This window comes from Caulobacter sp. UNC358MFTsu5.1, from assembly GCF_000712075.1.
Classification (GTDB): Bacteria; Pseudomonadota; Alphaproteobacteria; order Caulobacterales; family Caulobacteraceae; genus Caulobacter.
Genome location: NZ_JONW01000009.1, coordinates 364,926 through 384,842 on the forward strand (window position 1 = coordinate 364,926; position 19,917 = coordinate 384,842).

The window sequence follows — 19,917 nt, forward strand, 5'->3', positions numbered from 1 at the left end:
GATCGCCGCATCTGGAACCCGGAATCCGCGCGGGATTCCCAACGCGCGGCGCCCAGAGACTAGACGGACGGCGCTCGGGGTTTCGCCCCATGGCTCCCGCCAGACCCACGCCCGATCATCGCGCCCTGGATGACCACCGGGTCGAGAGCGTTGGCGTGATGACTTCATCCCTCCGCACGGCGTTTCTGCGCAGTTCCATGTTGGCGTGGGTCGGCGGGGTGGATCGACGAAAATCCCCGGAGCCGGGAGCGACGGTTCGGCGGTTGGCGATCACCCTGTTCGGCGCCGCCCTGGCGACCACGGCCGCGCCGGCCCTGGCTCAGGCCCCGGCGGGCCTCCCCACGGGCGGCGCCTTCGTTCGCGGGGAAGGCCAGATCGGCCAGACCGCACCGGACGTGATGACGATCACCCAGTCCAGCCAGCGCGGCGTGATCGACTGGAGCAGCTTCTCGATCTCCAGCCCCAGCCAGGTCAACATCCTCAACGGCCAGGGCGCGACGCTGAACCGGGTGCTGGGCGGCGAGGTCTCGCGGATCGACGGCGGCCTGACGGCGACCGGCTCGGTCTTTCTGATGAACCCGCACGGCGTCATCGTCGGGGCGGGCGGACGCGTGCTGGCGGGCGGCAATTTCGTCGCCACCACCAAGGAGACCAGCCTCGACGACTTCATGGCGGGCGGTCCCCTCGCCTTCACCGGCGGCTCCCAGGCGTCGGTGGTCAATGAAGGCTCGATCGTCTCGCGCGGCGGCGACGTAGTGATGATCGCCAGCGCGGTCGCCAATCGCGGAACGATCGAGGCGCCGAACGGCCGGGTCAGCCTAGTCGCCGCCGACGAGGTCCTGCTGGCCACCACCGACCGCAGCGACGGCGGCCTCTATGTGGCGACCGCCTCGGGCGGCGGCGACGTCACCCAGGAGGGGCGCATCCAGGCGGCCGCGGCGACGCTGCAGGCGGCGCACGGCAACATCTACGCCCTGGCGGGCAACCGTGACGGCCTCATTCAGGCGACCGGGACCGAACGGATCAACGGCCAGCTGTGGCTGACCGCGCCGCAGGGCGCGATCACGGTCGGCGGAGCCCTGTCGGCGGTCAACGCCGACGGGACGGGCGGCAAGGTCGTCGCCAATGGTCGCGAGGTGACGCTGGCGTCGTCGGCGCGGGTTTCGGCCGCCGGTGCGACCGGCGGCGAAGTGCTGGTCGGAACCTCGGCCTTCGGCGGGGCAGACCTGGCCCAAACCACGACGATCGCGTCGGGCGCGACGATCCTGGCCGGAGGTCCCTCGGGGGGCGGCCGGGTCGAGACCTCGGGCAAGACCGTCTCGATCGGCGCGGCGCGGATCGACGCCGGACGCGGCGGGACCTGGCTGCTGGACCCCGACGACCTGACCATCGACGCGCCAGCGGCGGCGACCATCACCGGAACGCTGGACGGTGGCAGCGACGTCACCCAGGCCACCACGGCCGGCGGGACGGGCGGCAGCGGCGACATCACCGTCCAGGCGCCCGTCGTCTGGACCGGCGGCGGCAACTTGACGCTCAACGCCTATCGCGACCTCAACATCAACGCCCAGATCGACGGCGGCGGTGAGTTCACCTTCTCGGCCGGGCGCAACGCGACGATCTCGGCGCCCGTGGCCGGGGCCGTGGTGTCGACCGGGCTACCCCTCTATTTCGGCGTCAGCGGGACCCTGACCATCGCCTCAGGCGGCTCGGTGTCGGGCAGTAGCGGCGTCGGCCTGGCGGCCTCGACCTTCGTGAACCAGGCCGGCGCCGGGGCGCTCACCTCCGGAACCGACTGGTACATCGTGACCCCCGATCCCGGTTCGGTCACGCTGGGGGGCCTGGTCCCGGATTTCTATCAGTACGACATCATCACCAGCGGCTCGCCGGCGGCGGCGGGAAACGGCGTGCTCTATACGGCCGCCCCCACGGTCAGCGTCACCCTGGGAACAGTCACCAAGAGCTATGACGGCACGACCACCGCCACGCTGGACGACGGCAACACCACCGTCACGGGCCTGAACGCCGCCGACGACTGGTCGCTGGACGGCGTCTATTCCACCAAGAACGCCGGGACCGGCCTGACCGTCACCACCAGCAACTTCCAGATCACGGAAGGCGGGATCCCGGTCTACGGCTATGCGTTCGCCGCGCCCGTGCCGACCTCGACGACCGGTGAGATCACCCCGGCCGTGCTGACGGCCAGCATCATCGGCACGCCGACCAAGACCTACAACGCCACCACCAGCGCCACCCTGACCGCCTCGAACTACCAGCTGACGGGCGTCGCGGCGGGCGAGACGATCACGATCAGCGGCCTGACGAGCGAGGACTACGACTCCGCCAACGCCGGCGCGCGCACCATCACCGCCACCCTGACCACCCCGGACTTCGTCGCGGGTTCCGGCGTGGACCTCAACAACTACGTGCTGCCGACCAGCGCCACCGGCGCGGGCCTGATCAATCCAGCCACCCTGACGATCAGCGGGCTCACGGCCAACAACAAGGTCTATGACGGCAACGCCGTCGCGACGGTCAACACCGCGGGCGCCAGCCTGTTCGGCGTGATCGGCGGCGACAGCGTCACCGTCGATGGCTCCGGCGCGACCAGCTTCTTCCCCAGCAAGAACGTCGGGACCAACCTGGCGGTCACGGTGACCGGCGTGACGCTGAGCGGGGCCAGCGCCGGCAACTACGTGGTGACCCAGCCCAGCGGCCTGGTCGCGGACATCACTCGGGCCACGCTCACGATCTCGTCGGTCACGATCAACGACAAGGTCTACGACGGAACGGCGGCGGCGACCGCCGACACCAGCTCGGCGGTGCTGACCGGCAAGATCGCGGGCGATGACGTCACCATCACCGCCTCGGGCCTGTTCTTCGCCTCGAAGGACGTCGCCCAGAACATTCCCATCTTCGCCACCGGCGGCGTGATCAGCGGCGCGGACAGCGGCAACTACCGGACAGTGGTCGCCGGCTCGGTGACGGGCGACATCACACCCCGCCCGGTCACGATCACCGTCACCGGGACGCCGACCAAGATCTATGACGGCACGACGGCCGCGCGACTGTCGCCGTCCGACGTGGTCATTTCCGGATTGGTCGCCGGCGAGGGGCTCACGGTCACCCAGTCGTCGGGCGCGACCTACGCCTCGAAGGACGCCGGCTCGCGGGCGGTGACCGCCAACATCTCGGCCTCGGACTTCCAGGCCCAGCCGGGCACGCTGCTGTCCAACTACCAGCTGCCGGCCACGGTCACCGGGATGGGGCTGATCAACCCGGCGCCGCTGGACATCGAGATCGTCGGGAACCCCACCAAGCCCTACGACGGCAATTCCAGCGCTGGCCTGGGCCCCTCGAACTTCCAGGTCGAAGGCTTCGTGCCCGGCGAAGGCGCGACGGTCACCCAGACCAGCGGGCAGTACAGCTCGGCCGACGCCGGCGTCTGGACGGTGTCGACCACCCTCGACGCCAGCGACTTCGCCCCCGACGCCGGGACGCTGATGTCCAACTACGTGATCCCCTCCCCTGTGACGGGGTTCGGCACCATCACGCGCATCGACGTGGACCCGGGCATCCTGAACGCGGCGATCACCGGCAATCCGACCAAGACCTATGACGGCACGGTCCTCGCGACCCTCAGCCCCAGCGACTACACGATCACCGGCTTCATCCCGGGCGAGAGCGCGACGATCACCAAGACGACGGGAAGCTACGCCGACAAGAATGCCGGGCAGAAGCCCGTCTACGTCTCGCTGGCGCCGACGGACTTCGTGGCCGGCCCCGGCACCAATCTCGACAACTACAACCTGCCCACCGAAGCGACGGGGATCGGCACGATCCTGCGGGCCCAGCTCACGGCAGCGATCATCGGCAACCCCACAAGGGTCTACAACGGCTCGACCAACGCTTTCCCGCTGTCATCCAACTACCAGGTCAACGGCCTCATCGGCTCGGAAACAATCAGCATCAGCGCCTCGTCGGTGGTCGCCAACTACGACAGCAAGAACGTCGGCGCCCGGACCCTCACCACGCCGCTCGCGCCCAGCAACTTCGTCTATGCGAACGGGGCGCTGAGCACGAACTACATCCTGCCCGTCCAGGCGATCGGGCCGGGCACGATCACGCCCGCCCCCCTGGTGGTGCTCAGCACCCGGGCGCTCAACAAGGTCTACGACACCACCACGGCCGCCCCGCTGGACGTCAGCGTCGCCAGCCTGTCGGGCCTGATCGCCGGCGATACGGTCACGCTCAGCACCAGCGGCGCGGTCGGAACCTTCGCCACGCGAAACGTCGGCAACGGGATCGCGGTCACGGTCGTCGGCATGACCCTGGGCGGTCCCGACCTGGCCAACTACCAACTGTTCCAGCCCGCGGGCCTGACCGCCAACATCACGCCCGCGCCCCTCGTGGTGACGAACGTCACCGCGTTCGACAAGACCTATGACGCGACCACCGCCGCCACACTGGACATCTCTGCGGCGACGCTGCAGGGCGTGCTCGGTTCGGACTCCGTCACGCTCGGCGCGTCCGGCGTGGCCGGCGCCTTCCGCCAATCCAACGTGGGAACCGATCTGGCCGTCAACGTCAGCGGCTTCGCCATCAGCGGCGCCGACGCCGGGAACTACAGCCTCAACCAGCCGTCGGGCCTGCTGGCCGACATCAACCGCGCCATCCTGACCGGTTCCATCATCGGCAACCCGACCAAGACCTACAACGGCTCGACCCAGGCGACCCTGACCGCGGCGAACTACAGCCTGACCGGCTTCGTCGCCGGCGAAGGCGGCTCGATCGTCCAGGCCTCGAACGGGCGCTATAACGTGGCCGACGCGGGCTCCCGCACGGTGCTGGCCGACGTGGTGGTGTCGGACTTCACGGTCAACGCCGGCACAAGCCTGGCCAACTACCAACTGCCGACGACGATCTCGGGACCGGGCACGATCAACCGGGCCACCCTGCTGGCCTCGATCATCGGCAACCCGACCAAGGTCTATGACGACACCACCGTCGCCACCCTGACCTCGGCCAACTACAGCCTCAGCGGCTTCGTCGCCGGCCAGGGCGCCACCGTCGGCCAGACCGTGGGGACCTACGACAGCGACAATGTCGGCGCCCGCATCGTGACCGCCGGCCTCAGCGCCCCCAACTTCACCGGGGTGGGCGCCACTAACCTCGCCAACTACAACCTGCCGACCACCGCCAGCGGCGCGGGCACGATCACCCCGGCCAGCGTCCAGGTGATCAACGTCACCGCCCAGGACAAGGTCTATGACGGCAACACCAGCGCCATCCTGAACAGCGGCGCGGCCGCCCTTTCCGGAGTGCTGGGCGCCGACGTGGTGACCGTGGTCTCCGGCGCGGCCAGCGGGACCTTCGCCAGCAAGAACGTCGGGGTGAACATCCCCGTCACCGCGACCGGCTACGCGATCGGCGGAACCGATGCGGGCAACTACACCGTGGTCCAGCCCACGGGCCTGTTCGCCGACATCACCGAGGCGACCCTGATCCTGGCCTCGGTGACCAAGGTCTACGACTCCACCCTGGCGATCCCGACGACCAACGGCGCCTACGGTCTTTCCGGCGTGATCGGCGGCGACACCGTGGCCGTCAACGCCGCCGGGCTGTCTGGCGCCTACGCCGACAAGAACGTCGCCACCGGCATCGGCGTCACCCTGTCGGGGGTCGGCCTGACCGGCGCGGACGCGGCCAACTACACGATCGCGGCGACCACCACCAACGCGCCCATCGGGATCATCACCCCGGCCTCGTTGCAGGTGATCGGGGTGCTGGCCAACGACAAGGTCTACGACCAGACCGCCACCGCGATCCTGAACAACGCCGGCGCGGGCCTGAGCGGCGTGCTGGGCACAGACGACGTCACCTTGCAGACGGGCGGCTCCAGCGCCCTGTTCTACAACGCCGGCCTCACCGCGCCGGACGCCAACGCCGGCGTCGGCAAGCCCGTCGTGGCCAACGGCTACATCGTCACGGGGATCGACGCCGGCAACTACACCGTCACCCAACCCCAGGGCCTGACCGCGACCATCACACCCGCGCCGATCAGCCTCCTGGCCGTGACCAAGATCTATGACGGCTCGACCGCCCTGCCGACCGCCAGCTCGGGCTACGCCTTCAGCGGCGTCTATGCCGGCGACACGGTCACGGCCAACACCTCGGGCCTCTCGGGCGCCTATGCCGACAAGAACGTCGCCGGGAGCCTGAGCGGCGGGACCGTGATCGGCGGGATCAATGTCACGCTCAGCGGCCTGAGCCTGTCGGGAAGCAGCGCCGGCAACTATTCGATCTCGCCGACCGTGACCGCCCAGCCGATCGGGATCATCACGCCCAAGGCGCTGAGCGCCAGCATCATCGGCGATCCGACCCGCGTCTACGACACGACGACCGCCGCGACGCTCGCCTCGACCGACTACGACCTGGTGGGCGTGGTGGCCGGCGAGACGATCACGGTCACCGAAACGGCCGGCGTCTACGACAGCAAGAACGCCGGGACCCGCACGGTGACCGCGACGCTGGACGGCCTGGACTTCACGGCCGGCGGCGCCACGTCGCTGGCGAACTACACCCTGCCCACCAGCGCGTCCGGAACCGGCCACATCACCCCCGCCCCGGCCTCGGTGGCCGGCGCGGCCGCCAACGACAAGGTCTATGACGGCACGGTCGCGGCGACGCTGGACAACAGCGGAACCAGCCTGGTCGGCCGCCTGGGTTCCGACGACCTGACCCTGACCCTCGCCACGACGGGCGTCTTCGGCGACCCCAATGTCGGGATCGGCAAGACCGTCACCACCACCGGCTATGGCCTGACCGGCGTCGACGCCGGCAACTACACCCTCACCCAGCCCAACTACCTGACCGCCGACATCACCCAGGCTCTGCTGAACCTGATCAAGGTCAGCCGCGTCTACACGGCCGGGACCGAGCTGCCGACGGCGTCCTCGGCCTATACGCTGTCGGGGATCGTCGGGACCGACGACGTGATCGTCGACACCTCGGGCCTGTCGGGAAACTACGCGGCCAAGAACGTCGGAACCGGGATCAACGTCACCCTGTCAGGCCTGGCGCTGGGCGGCGCGGCCCAGGGCAACTACAGCATCGCCCCCACCCTGACCAACGCCCCGATCGGCGAGATCACCCCGGCGACCGTGACCCTCGCGGGTATGCTGGCCAACACCAAGACCTATGACGGAACGACCGCCCTCACGCTGAACAACGCCGGCACGACGGTGGTCGGCACGCTGGGCGTCGACGACCTGGACGTCGACAGCGCCGCCTCGTCGGCCAGCTTCCCGTCGGCCAACGCCGGGACCTACCTGGTCAACGCCAGCGGTTACCTCCTGACCGGCGTCGACGCCGGGAACTACATCCTGACCCAGCCGACCGGCATCTCGGCGACGATCGATCCCAAGGCGCTGGCGGCGGCGATCATCGGCGATCCGACCAAGACCTATGACGCGACCACCGCCGCCAGCCTGGCGGCCGGAAACTACGATCTGGTGGGTTTCATCGCCGGCGAAGGCGCCACCGTCTCCCAGACCGTCGGCGCTTACGCCTCGGCCGACGCGGGCGCGCGCCTGGTCACCGCCACCCTCGCCGCCGGCGACTTCACGGCCAACGGCGGCACCCTGCTGGCGAACTACGTCCTGCCGACCACCGCCACGGGCCTGGGCCACATCAGCCAGGCCAGCCTGACGGCCGCTATCATCGGCAACCCCACCAAGACCTATGATGGGAACACCGCCGCCACCCTGGCCTCGACCAACTACCAGCTGACCGGCTTCGTCGCCGGCCAGGGCGCCAGCGTCGGCCAGACGGTGGGGACCTACAGCGCCGCCAACGCGGGCGCCCGCACGGTCACCGCGGGCCTGTCGACAGGCGACTTCACCGCCAACGGCGGCACGAACCTGGCCAACTATGTCCTGCCCACCACCGCCAGCGGCGCGGGGACCATCGGTCAGGCGACCTTGACGGCGTCCATCGTGGGCGATCCGACCAAGACCTATGACGCGACCAACGCCGCCAGCCTGGCGGCCGGCAACTACGACCTGGTCGGCTTCATCGCCGGCGAAGGCGCCAGCGTCACCCAGACCGTCGGCGCTTACGCCTCGGCCGACGCGGGCCTCCGCAACGTCAACGCGACGCTGGGCTCCAGCGACTTCACCGCCAACGGCGGGACCCTGCTCGCGAACTACGTCCTGCCGACGACAGCCACAGGGGTGGGCCACATCAGCCAGGCCAGCCTGACCGCCGCCATCATCGGCAATCCCACCAAGACCTATGACGGGACCACCGCCGCCACCCTGACCTCGACCAACTACCAGGTGACAGGCTTCGTCGCCGGCCAGGGCGCCAGCGTCGGCCAGACGATCGGGACCTACAGCGCCGCCAACGCGGGCGCCCGCACGGTCACGGCCGGCCTTTCGACGGGCGACTTCACCGCCAACGGCGGCACGAACCTGGCCAACTACGTCCTGCCGGTCAGCGCGGCGGGTTCGGGGACGATCGACCCCAAGGCCCTCACGGCGTTCGTGACCGGCATCCCCACCAAGACCTACGACGCCACCACCGACATCACCCTGGCCCCGGCCAACTACCGCCTGGCCGGCTTCGTCTCCGGCGAGGGCGCCAGCGTCGGCGAGACGGCGGGCCAGTTCGGCTCGCCCAACGCCGGCGCGCGCCTGATCACCGCCGCCCTCGACCCGACGGACTTCACGGCCGACAGCGGGACCCTGCTGGCCAACTACGTCCTGCCGACCACCGCCACCGGCGCGGGCCTGATCCTCAAGAAGCAGCTGGAAGCGGTGATCCTGAGCGATCCCACCAAGACCTATGACGGAACCCAGAGCGCGGTGTTGACCACCTATCTGCTGACCGGCTTCGTCTCGGGCCAGGGCGCCATCGTCACCCAGCCGACAGGAACCTACGACAGCGCCAACGCCGGCGTCCGCTTGGTGTCCGCCCAACTGGGCAGCCCGAACTTCCAGGCCAACAGCGGCACCTCCCTGGGCAACTATATCCTGCCGGCCCGGGCCGAGGGCGTCGGGCATATCACGCCCAGATCCCTGGCGGCCGTGATCGTCGGCAACCCGTCCAAGCTCTACGACGGCTCGACGGCGGCCAGTCTGACGGCGGCCAACTACCAGCTGACCGGCTTCATCGCCGGCGAAGGCGCCACCGTCGACCAGACCGTGGGGACCTACGCCAATCCCAATGTCGGCGTGCGCGCCGTGACGGCCAGCCTGACTTCGAGCGACTTCACGGCCAATGGCGGGACGCTGCTCGGCAACTACGTCCTGCCCACCACCGCCCTCGGGACGGGGACCATCGGCCAGGCGATGCTGGTCGCCATCCTGAACGGCGCCTTCAAGACCTATGACGGCACGACGGCGGCGGTGCTGACCTCCGGAAACTACACCCTGACCGGCTTCGCCGCCGGCGAGGGCGCGAGCGTCACCGAGACGGTCGGGACCTACGGCTCGGCGGACGCGGGCCTTCGCCTGGTCACCGCCGACCTCGACGGCGCGGACTTCGTCGCCAGTGGCGCGACCGACCTCTCCAACTACGTCTTGCCCGTCCAGGCCACGGGGACGGGGCGGATCGACCAGGCCGCCCTGACCGCGATCATCGTGGGCGATCCGACGAAGACCTACGACGCCACGACCTCGGCGAGCCTGACCTCGGCCAACTACCTCCTGACCGGCTTCGTCGCGGGCCAGGGCGCCACGATCGGCCAGACCGCGGGCGCCTACGCCTCGGCCGACGCCGGCGTCCGCCTGGTCACCGCCACGCTCGGCGCCGGCGACTTCGCGGCCGATGGCGGCACCCTGCTCGCGAACTACGTGCTCCCGACCTCGGCGGCGGGCCTGGGCCACATCGACCCCAAGACCCTGTTCGTCGCCTTCGCGGGCGTGACCAAGACCTATGACGGGACCACCGCGGCGACGGTCGCGCCCGACAACTTCGTGATGACCGGCTTCGTGGCGGGCCAGGGCGCGACCGTGACCGAGAGCCAGGGCGTCTACGCCCAGGCGAACGTCGGCCTCCACCTCGTTACGGCCAATCTGGACGCGGGCGACTTCAACGCCGCCAGCGGCACGAACCTGGCCAACTACGTGCTGCCGACCAGCGTCAACGGCCTCGGCCGGATCGACCCGGCCGTGCTGATCGCCCGCCTCAACGGCGTCTCCAAGACCTATGACGGCGACGCTATCGCTGCCCTGACCTCCGGGAACTACACCCTGACGGGCTTCGCGCCCGGCGAAGGCGCCGTCGTCACCGAAACCGCCGGCGCCTACGGCTCGCCCAACGCTGGCCTGCGCACCGTGAGCGCAGTCCTGGAGGCCGGCGACTTCACCGCGACCGGCTCGACCCTGCTCTCCAACTACGTCCTGCCCGCCACGGCCGACGGCCTGGGCCCGATCGACAAGGCGGCCCTCGCCGCGGCGATCGTCGGCGGACCGGCCAAGGCCTATGACGGCACGACCACCGCCACGCTCACCTCGGCCAACTACCAACTGACCGGCTTCGTCTCCGGCGAAGGCGCCGAGGTGACCCGGACGACGGGCGTCTACGACGACAAGAACGCCGGCGCCCGCACGGTGACCGCCGACCTCGCGACGGCGGACTTCGCGCCAGGCGGCGCGACCCTGCTCGACAACTATGTCCTGCCCACCAGCGTGTCCGGCGCCGGGCGCATTGATCCCAAGGCCCTGACGGTCGTGCTGACCGGCATCTCCAAGACCTATGACGCCAACACCGGCGCGACCCTGACCTCCGGCAACTACGTTCTGACGGGCCTGGCGTCCGGCGAGAGCATGGCCATCGGCCAGACGGTCGGCGTCTACGACTCCCCGAACGCCGGCGCCCGCTCGGTCAGCGCGACGCTCAGCACGACGGACTACGCCGCCGGGGCCTCGACCCTGCTCTCGAACTACGTCCTGCCCACGGCCGCGAGCGGCGCGGGAACCATCAACCGCGCGCCCCTGGCCGCCGTGATCATCGGCAACCCGACCAAGGACTACGACGGGAACACCACCGCGAGCCTGACCTCCGGAAACTACCAGCTGACCGGCTTCATCGGCGGCCAGGGCGCCACCGTCACCGAAACCGTCGGCGCGTACGACTCCGCGGATCCCGGCGCTCGCGTCGTGACGGCCCTGCTCGGCGGCGGCGACTACAGCGCTGGCGCGGGGACCTTGCTGTCGAACTACGACCTGCCGACCTCGGCCTCGGGCCCCGGCGAGATCGTCGCGCCGCCGGGGCCGCCGGGATGTCCGACCGCGCGGGCGGACGCCTGCAACACGGTGTTCAACCTGGCCCGTTCCGTCGGCAATCCGCGCTTCTACGTCCCCTACCCCGTCGCCGGCGGCCTGTATCAAGGGCGCACCAACGGCCTGGGCGACCTGCCGTCCAGCTTCGAGATCTCCCTGCCGGTCATCGAGGGCAACGAGGCGGTGATCTTCGGCGGCGCGCCGGTCGCCAACTCCACCGAGGACGTCCTCCTGCTGGGCGACCGCCAGACCCGCTGGAGCCTGCGTTTCGTCGCTCGGTCCGCCCCCCTCGAAATCAGCGAGGCCCAACCTTGAAGCCCCACTCGAAGTCGCCCGCGCGGTGGGCGGCGATGATCGTCGCCCTGGCCGCCTCGGCGCCGCTCGTCGCGCGCGCGCAGGACTTCGAACGCGTGATCCCCCGGCCGCCCCAGCCGGCGACGCCTCCGCCCGTACAGCCCCCGCCGCCGGCCTCCCCGCCCAGCCAGGACCGGACGGTGCTGCTGCCGCGCCTGGAGGGCCTGGTCTTCGTTCCCGATCCGGGATCGGTCCAGCCGGCCGGCGTCGCGCCCCCGCCCACCGGCCTCGCCACCGCCGACCTGCCGCTGTTGTCGACGCCGGCCTTCACCCGGCAGGCCACGGACTATCTCGGCAAGCCCCTGACCCGCGCCGATCTCGACAAGATCACCGCCCTGGTGCGAGCCGCCTACCGCAAGGCCGGCCGGCCGTTCATGGACGTGACGGCGCCGCCCCAGAACATCCAGAACGGCGTCGTCCAGATCGTGGTGACCGAATTCCGCGTCGGCGAGGTGACCATCGCCGGCAACCGCCATTTCTCGTCGGAAACCGTACGAAGACTGGGCGGGCTGGACAGCGGCGAGCCCCTGACGCTGGCGCGGATGCGCGGAGCGCTGGACGGCTATAACCAGAACGCCTTCCTGACCGTCGACGCCGTCCTCCGCCCCGGGGCCGAAACCGGCCTGAGCGACGTGGCCCTGACCGCCCACGATCGTTTCCCGTTCCGCGTCTACGCCGGCTACGATAACCAGGGGGTCACGACCCTGGGCCGCGACGAGTGGAACGTGGGCTTCAACTGGGGCAACGTCTTCGGCCGGGGCGGCACGTTCTCATACCAGTTCACCCAGAGCTTCTCGGGCCGCTATACCTCGCACTCGTTCAGCGACGTGGTCCCGCTGGTCGACGGCGACCGCCTGCTGTTCTTCGGGGCCTACGCGATCCAGAAACCCCGCGTCGCCCGCGAGTTCGGCAGCAAGGGCCATTCGGGGCAGTTCAGCGGCCGATGGGCCCATCCCGTGATCGGCCCCGGGCCGATCAAGCAGACCCTGCAGATCGGCTTCGACTACAAACGCGTCGACAACACCTTGGAATTCCTGGGTTTCCGGCTGCTCGACACCGACGTCGAGATCGTCCAGTTCCCCGTCATCTACAGCCTGACCGCCACCGACCGGGCCGGTCAGACCGACCTGGAGAACCTCGCCGTGCTCTCGCCGGGCGAGCTGGCTCCGCACAACGGCGACCGGGAAATGCGCCTGCTGGTCCCCGGCGGCGACGCCACCTATGCCTACGACCGCTTCAGCGCCACCCGGACCACGACCCTGCCCAAGGGGTTCACCTGGATCGCGCGCGGCGTGGCCCAGATCGCCAGCGGCAATCTGCCCTACAGCGAACAGCTGGCGGCGGGCGGCATCGGCAGCGTCCGAGGCTATGACACTAACATCGCCCTGGGCTCGAACGGCGTGATCCTCAGCACCGAGATGCGCTTTCCGACCATCCGGGTAGGACAGGCCCTGGGCCGACCGGGCCTGGACGACCGCCTGCAGCTGGGCGTGTTCGTCGACTACGGGAAGTTCGAGCAGCCGACGGATTTCCCGGACCTGGCCGACGAGGCGGAACTGGCCAGCCTGGGGTTCAATCTCCGCTATGTCGTCGACCGCCACTTCGCGCTGCAGCTCGAGTTCGGCTCGCAGCTGAAGCCGGCGCCCGGCCAGGCCCACAAGGCCAGCCAGTTCGCCGTCTCGACGTCGATCGGCTTCTAGGAAGAGGCCCTGCCTAGTCCTTGAACGCGGAGGTTTCGCGCCGCTCCTCGACGTCCTTGTTGAGGAAGTAGTTCAGGGCCGTCCGGATCGCCGCGATGGCCGCCAGCTGACCGATCTGGTCCCAGGTCGGGGCGATGGCCGTGCGGACGATGTCGGCGGCCAGGGCGAACTCCAGCGCCAGGATGATCCAGCCGGCATAGGCGACGAAGATCGTCTGGCGCGTGCTGACCTCACTCGCCAGGCCCCGCACCAGGGCGAGGATCACGCGGGTCAGCGCCACCACCGAACCGATGGCGATACACAGCACGCAGACCAGTTCCGTCGCCAGGGCGATGTGGCTGGCGAATTCCCGAAGGATCTCTTCCATGCGCTCACCTTGTTGATGCCGCGACTCCATCGCGCGCGCGCCGGACGCGCCACCGGGTAAAACCCGGAGGGAACCGGCCGAAGATTGCTCCGGCCGTTCCGTGGGATTCCCGCAGATGCGAAAAGTCGGCGCGCCGTGCTGTGGGTTGGCCGTTGTCGTGCGTCATGCACGGTGAGAAAAACCTCTTGAACCCGGGCTCACGCCCATGGGGCGGGATCGTGCGACCAGTCATCGAACCAGACCTCCATAGACTGGACCGACGCTACCGGCCGGCGCTGATGGCGTTCTTCATGCGTCGCGCCGCCAGCCACAGCGACGCGGAGGACATGACCCAGGAGCTGTTCGCCAAGCTGGCGACCGCTCAATCCGGTCCGACGGGGGCCGGCGGAGTGGACAACGCCGACGCTTACATCTTCCAGATGGCCGCCAACCTGCTGCGCGACCGGGGTCGGCGCGAAAGGGTTCGGGCCAACTATCGCGCCAGCGTGCACGCCGGCGCCGGCGACCTGGAGCCGCTTGACCCCGCCCGGGTGCTGCTGGGTCGCGAGAGCCTGGGCGAGGTGTCCGACGCCCTGCGCGAACTGCCCGACCGCACACGCGCCATCTTTCTTCTGTTCCGTCTGGAAGGCATGAAGCAATCCGAACTCGCCGCCCTGTACGGCGTCTCCGTCAGCGCGGTGCAAAAGCACATCCTCAAGGCCATGACCCATCTGACCCGACGCGTGAGGGCCGGCGAATGACCGTGATCTCTCCTGAAGAGCGGCTGGACGCCGCGCGCGAGCAGGCCGCCCTGTGGTGCGTGCGCCTGGCCGACAACGCGCTGACTCCGGCCGAGCACGACGAGCTCCAGGCCTGGTTCGAGGCCGACGCCGACCATCGCGGCTTGCTGGACGACGCCGTCATGGCCTGGCGCGCCGTCGAGGAACAGGCCGCGGGGCCGGGCCTGATCGCGCTGCGCCGCGAAGCCCTGGAAGATCTGCGGCGCGCGCAGCACGGTCGCTGGGCCCGCCCCGGCCGCCGTCGAGCGATGTGGGCGGCGCTGGCGGCCTGCCTGGTCGCGGCCGTCGGCGGCGGCATCGCCTGGCGCGCCAGCCTGCCCGACGTCTACCGCACCACCGAGGGCGAGCGGCGGATCGTCGAGCTGGCCGACGGCTCGCGCGCCTCGCTCGACAGCGCCACCGTGCTGAAGGTCAAGTACGAGCGCGGCCGCCGGCGGCTGTGGCTGGACAGCGGCCGGGCCAAGTTCTCGGTCGCCAAGGACCCGCTGCGGCCCTTCTCGGTGGCGGCCGGCGACAAGCTGGTGGTGGCCACCGGCACGGTGTTCAGCGTCGAGCGCCTGACCGGCCAGATGCGGGTGGTGCTCTACGAAGGCCACGTGGCCGTGCTGGACGACAAGACCGGCCGCGCCGACACCGCCGTGCCCCTCAAGATCGACGGCGCGCCCGCCGACCGGCTGCTGACCCCCGACCACGAACTGGTCGCCTCGACCCGCACCAACGCCACGGTCGTCAGCCAGTTGGATCCGGTGCGCGCCAAGGCCTGGGAGAACGGCCAGCTGGTGTTCCAGGACGAGCCCATGGACCTGGCCGTCGAGCGGGTGAACCGCTACGCCCGCGACAAGCTGAAGATCGGCGATCCCGGCGTCGCCCAGCTGCGGATCAGCGGCGTGTTCACCTCGGGCGACACCGGCGCCTTCGTCGACGGGGTGACGGCCGTGCTGCCGGTCCACGCGGTTGCGGCCAACGGCGTGACCGTGCTGAAAATCGACCGCGGTCAAAAAAATTCAGCGCCGTCCGGTGTGTCTTCGACGAGCTGAGGCGTCTCACTTTCCAAAGCGCCGCAATCAACGTCGGCGCATAAGGGAGGGAAGACAATGCGCAGAACGTTCGACCGTCGCCTGGCCAATCGCCTGCTTGGGGGCTCCACCGCCGCCGCGGCCCTGATGCTGCTGGCCGCCCCCGTCGCCGTGCACGCCCAGCAGCAGCGGACCACCTACAGCTTCGACATCCCCGCCCAGGACCTGAGCAGCGCCCTGCGCGCCTTTGGCCAGGCCTCCGGCCAGCAGCTGGCCTTCGACGAGGCCAGCGTGCGCGGCAAGCGCGCCCCGGCCCTAACCGGCGCCTACACCGCCGAGGCCGGCCTCAAGCGCCTGCTGAACGGCACCGGCCTCAGCGCCCAGCCCACCGCCAGCGGCGTCTACGCCATCCGCGCCAAGACCCTGCTGGTGGCCACCAGCGCCCAGACCCAGGGCCAGCCCGCCACAGCCGTCGAGCCCGAGCCCGAGACCCCCGCCCAGGTCGAGGAAGTGATCGTGGTCGGCACCCCGGGCGGCAAGGGGATCGACAAGCTGGCCGCCAGCTTCGCGGTCACCACCGTCAACGCCGACGACATCACCAAGGCCTCGCCCAAGAGCACCGCCGAGCTGCTGACCCTGGTCCCGGGCGTCTGGGTCGAGACCTCGGGCGGCGTCGCCGGCGCCAACGTCTTCGTGCGCGGCTTCCCCGCCACCGGCGACGCCGAGTTCCTGACCATCCAGTTGCAGGGCTCGCCGATCTATCCGCCCTCGACCCTGTCGTTCCTGGAGAACAGCTCGATCTTCCGGGTCGACGAGACCATCTCGCGGATGGAAGCCCTGCGCGGCGGCCCAAACCCGATCTTCTCCAACGGCCAGCCCGGCCTGACCACGAACTTCCAGCTCAAGGAAGGCGGCGAGGAGACCCACGGCCTGATCAAGCTGTCGACCTCCGACTACGACCTGCGCCGCGTCGACGGCCTGATCAGCGGCAAGCTGGCCGACGACCTCTATTTCATGGTCGGCGGCTACGCGACCACCTCGCCCGGCGTGCGCGACACCCAGTTCGACAGCGAGGTCGGCCAGCAGTTCACGGTCAACATCACCAAGCGGATGGAACGCGGGAAGATCAATCTCTACGCCCGCTACACCGACGACCACGGCGCCTGGTACCTGCCGTTCGCGATCAACGTGCCGGGCGTCGACAAAGGGACCTACACCCAGATCGGCGAGGCCAGCCGCTTCCACACCCTGCAGATCAACGCCGCGGGCGCGACGCGCAACTTCGACCTGGCCGACGGCCGGGGCTTCAAGGGCTTCGTCGCCGGCGGCGGGTTCGAGCACGAGTTCGGCGACGGCTGGCAGGTGCGCGACCGCTTCAGCCTGACCGACGGCGACGCCAACACCTACGGCCTGGTGGGCGACGGCGCGGCGATCACGGTCGCCTCGTTGAACACCGTGGTCCCCGGCGCGATCAAGACCCGCGGCGGCGCCACCCTGGCCTCGACCGACTACGTGCAGAACTGGGGCGCCTGGATCGTCGAGAAGAAGATCAAGGCCGTGACCAACGACCTGTCGATCGCCAAGACCCTGGGGACCCACCAGCTGTCGGCCGGCTACTACGCCTCCAGCTTCAAGTCCGACGACTTCTGGACGCTGGGCAATGTCGAGCCGATGCAGGTCAAGGCCAACGGCGAGTACCTGGCCGCCCCGGTCACCTGCGCCGACCTGGCCACGGCCGGCAGCACGTCCAGCTGCTTCAAGTTCGGCCTGACCTCGGCCGGCGACGGGCGGGTGGACGCTCTCTACCTGGCCGACTCCTGGCAGGTGATCGATCCCCTGCGCATCGACCTGGGCGTCCGCCGCGAGCGCTTCCAGACCGACTACGTGGTCGACGACGGCCCCGGCTTCCCCGACGGCCTGGCCCTGCGCACCACCGACTACAGCAACAGCAAGACCAGCTACACGGTCGGGGTGAACTACGACATCAACGGCGTGTCGGGCGTGTTCGGCCGCTATTCGCGCGGTTACAAGTTCCCCAGCTTCGACAACTTCCGCGAAGGCCTGACCGACACCCTGTCGGTCGACCAGTACGAGCTGGGCTACAAGCTGCGCAGCGGACCGTTCGAGCTCTACGCCACCGGCTTCGCCAACGAGTTCAAGGGCGCCAAGTTCGCCGACGTCGGCGGCATCCAGGAGAGCAACAGCAACAAGGCCCACGGCCTGGAGCTGGACGGCCGCTGGCGCTCGGACTTCGGCCTGTCCCTGGCCCTGAACGGCACCTTCCAGAAGACCGAGATCGTCAAGTCGTCGATCCCGGCCAACAAGGGCAACAGCGCCCAGCGCCAGCCCGACTGGATGATCCGCTTCACCCCCAGCTACGACGTGACCCTGGGCTCGGTGGAGTCGACCTTCTACGGCACGGTCAGCGCCGTGGACGACCGCTTCGCCGACAACGCCAACACCCAGGTGCTGAAGGGCTACACCAAGGTCGACCTGGGCGCGATCTTCGACGTCGCCGACTTCACCGTCCAGGTCTCGGCCGACAACCTCACCGACAGCCACGGCCTGACCGAGGGCGACCCGCGCTCGACCAGCGGCGCCAACGCCCGCCCGATCCTGGGCCGGTCGTTCAAGTTCAGCGTCGGCTACAACTTCTGACCGGTTCTCCCGATCAGACCGCCGGAGCCGCCCCCAGTCGGCCCGGCGGAGGGAGCGCCTCCCCCGGCGGCTCCCGTTGGCGGATCGGGTCCCTCCCTCGGACCCGATCCGCGCTTTTCCCGTTCTTGAGCTAGAGCTGTTCGCCTTCGGAGGAACGCCGTGAACCGTCGCCACGTCCTAGCCGCCTCCATCGCCTGGCTCGCCCTCGCCGCGCCCGCCTTCGCCCAGACGACGGCCGGCGAGATCGCCTCCCCCGCCGACACCTATGCCGAGCTGTTCCACCAGGTGCAGATGCGCAGGCTGTTCCCGGACGGGAAGACCTTCGTCGACGCCACGCCCAAACGTCCGCCCGACCGGATCCTGGCCGCCTACCGCGCCCACGCGGCCTTCACCGACGCCGAGCTGAAGCGGTTCGTGACCGCCAATTTCGTGGTGCCGCAAAGTCCGCCCGCGCCGCCGCCGTCCAAGGACCGCATCACCCTGAAGGCCCACATCGCCGCCCTGTGGCCGGTGCTGACCCGTCCGCCGGTCACGCCGGTCGACGGCGACAGCGCCCTGCCCCTGGAGAAGCCGTTCGTGGTGCCCGGCGGGCGCTTCCGCGAGATGTACTACTGGGACAGCTACTTCACGATGCTGGGCCTGGCCGCCGACGGCCGGCAGGACGCGGTCGAGAACATGGTCGACGACTTCGGCGGGCTGATCGACCGCTACGGCCACATCCCCAACGGCACGCGCACCTATTATCTCAGCCGCTCGCAGCCGCCGTTCTACTTCGCCATGGTGGGGCTCGCGGACAAGACCGACAAGGCGCGGTTCAAGCAGCGCCTGGACCTGATGCGCCGCGAGCACGCCTTTTGGATGGACGGCGAGAAGACCCTGGCGCCGGGCCAGGCGTATCGCCGCGTCGTGGCCCTGCCCGACGGCGCGATCCTCAACCGCTACGCCGACGACCGCACGACGCCGCGCGACGAGTCCTACCGAGAGGACGTGCTGACGGCGCGAGAGGTCACGAACCGTCCGGCCGGCGACGTCTTCCGCGACCTGCGCTCGGGAGCCGAAAGCGGCTGGGACTTCAGCTCGCGCTGGATGGCCGACGGCAAGAACCTCAAGTCCATCCAGACCACCGCGATCATCCCGGTCGACCTCAACGCCCTGCTGTTCGGTCTGGAGACGGCGATCGCCCAGGGCTGCGCCCATCTGACCGACGCCCCCTGCGTCGCCGAGTTCAGCGGCCGCGCCAAGGCCCGCCGGGCGGCGATGGACGCCTATCTCTGGGACGCCCCGCGCGGGCTCTATCTGGACTACCAGTGGCGCGAGCGGGCGCGGCTGGACCATCCCAGCGCGGCCACCCTCTATCCGCTGTTCGTCGGGGCCGCGAGCGCCGACCAGGCCAAGGCCGTGGCGGCGACCACCCGCGCCCTGCTGCTCGCGCCCGGCGGCCTGCGCACCACCACCGTCGCCACCGGCCAGCAGTGGGACACGCCCAACGGCTGGGCCCCGCTGCAATGGGCGGCGGTCTCGGGCCTGCGCCGCTACGGCGAGGACGACCTGGCCAAGACCATCGGCCAGCGCTGGCTGGCCACCGTGGCCCGCGAATACCAGGCCAGCGGCAAGATGCTGGAGAAGTACGACGTCGAGGAGGCCAAGGCCGGCGGCGGCGGCGAGTACCCGCTGCAGGACGGCTTCGGCTGGACCAACGGCGTGACCCGCGCCCTGCTCGACCTCTACGCCGCGCCGTGAGAATCCCGATCGGAA

At 69.9% G+C, this 19,917-nt stretch carries 7 protein-coding genes; 6 read left to right on the forward strand and 1 reads right to left on the reverse strand.

Going from position 1 to position 19,917, the window contains the following annotated elements; all coding sequences use genetic code 11:
• Nucleotides 1-263: 263 nt before the first annotated feature.
• On the forward strand, nucleotides 264-11,603 hold the full coding sequence (locus tag BR39_RS0118940) for a YDG domain-containing protein (RefSeq protein ID WP_029915077.1): 11,340 nt from the start codon (nucleotides 264-266) through the stop codon (nucleotides 11,601-11,603).
• Nucleotides 11,600-13,342 (forward strand): ShlB/FhaC/HecB family hemolysin secretion/activation protein, encoded by a 1,743-nt coding sequence (locus BR39_RS0118945; protein WP_197026730.1) that lies wholly within the window; start codon nucleotides 11,600-11,602, stop codon nucleotides 13,340-13,342. The genes BR39_RS0118940 and BR39_RS0118945 overlap by 4 nt, the downstream gene beginning before the upstream one ends.
• 13 nt (nucleotides 13,343-13,355) lie before the next feature.
• Here the strand turns inward: BR39_RS0118945 and BR39_RS0118950 are convergent, their stop codons facing one another.
• Nucleotides 13,356-13,709: a DUF1622 domain-containing protein gene (locus tag BR39_RS0118950; protein ID WP_029915081.1), complete on the reverse strand. Its 354-nt coding sequence runs from the start codon at nucleotides 13,707-13,709 to the stop codon at nucleotides 13,356-13,358.
• Nucleotides 13,710-13,873: 164 nt separating this feature from the next.
• On the opposite strand from BR39_RS0118950, the gene BR39_RS0118955 reads away from it, so the two are divergent.
• The 4 genes from BR39_RS0118955 (at nucleotide 13,874) to treF (ending at nucleotide 19,902) form a co-directional block, all read left to right on the forward strand.
• Nucleotides 13,874-14,449 carry an RNA polymerase sigma factor gene (locus tag BR39_RS0118955; protein WP_081916913.1) on the forward strand — a complete coding sequence of 192 codons (576 nt, stop codon included), beginning with the start codon at nucleotides 13,874-13,876 and terminating at the stop codon, nucleotides 14,447-14,449.
• Nucleotides 14,446-15,525, forward strand: coding sequence for a FecR domain-containing protein (locus BR39_RS0118960; protein ID WP_029915085.1), 1,080 nt, complete (start codon nucleotides 14,446-14,448; stop codon nucleotides 15,523-15,525). Before BR39_RS0118955 ends, BR39_RS0118960 begins: the two co-directional genes overlap by 4 nt.
• 57 nt (nucleotides 15,526-15,582) lie before the next feature.
• Nucleotides 15,583-18,162, forward strand: coding sequence for a TonB-dependent receptor (locus BR39_RS0118965; protein WP_029915087.1), 2,580 nt, complete (start codon nucleotides 15,583-15,585; stop codon nucleotides 18,160-18,162).
• Nucleotides 18,163-18,321: 159 nt separating this feature from the next.
• Complete coding sequence (treF, locus tag BR39_RS0118970) at nucleotides 18,322-19,902, forward strand: alpha,alpha-trehalase TreF (RefSeq protein WP_029915089.1); 1,581 nt, start codon at nucleotides 18,322-18,324, stop codon at nucleotides 19,900-19,902.
• Nucleotides 19,903-19,917 lie beyond the last annotated feature (15 nt).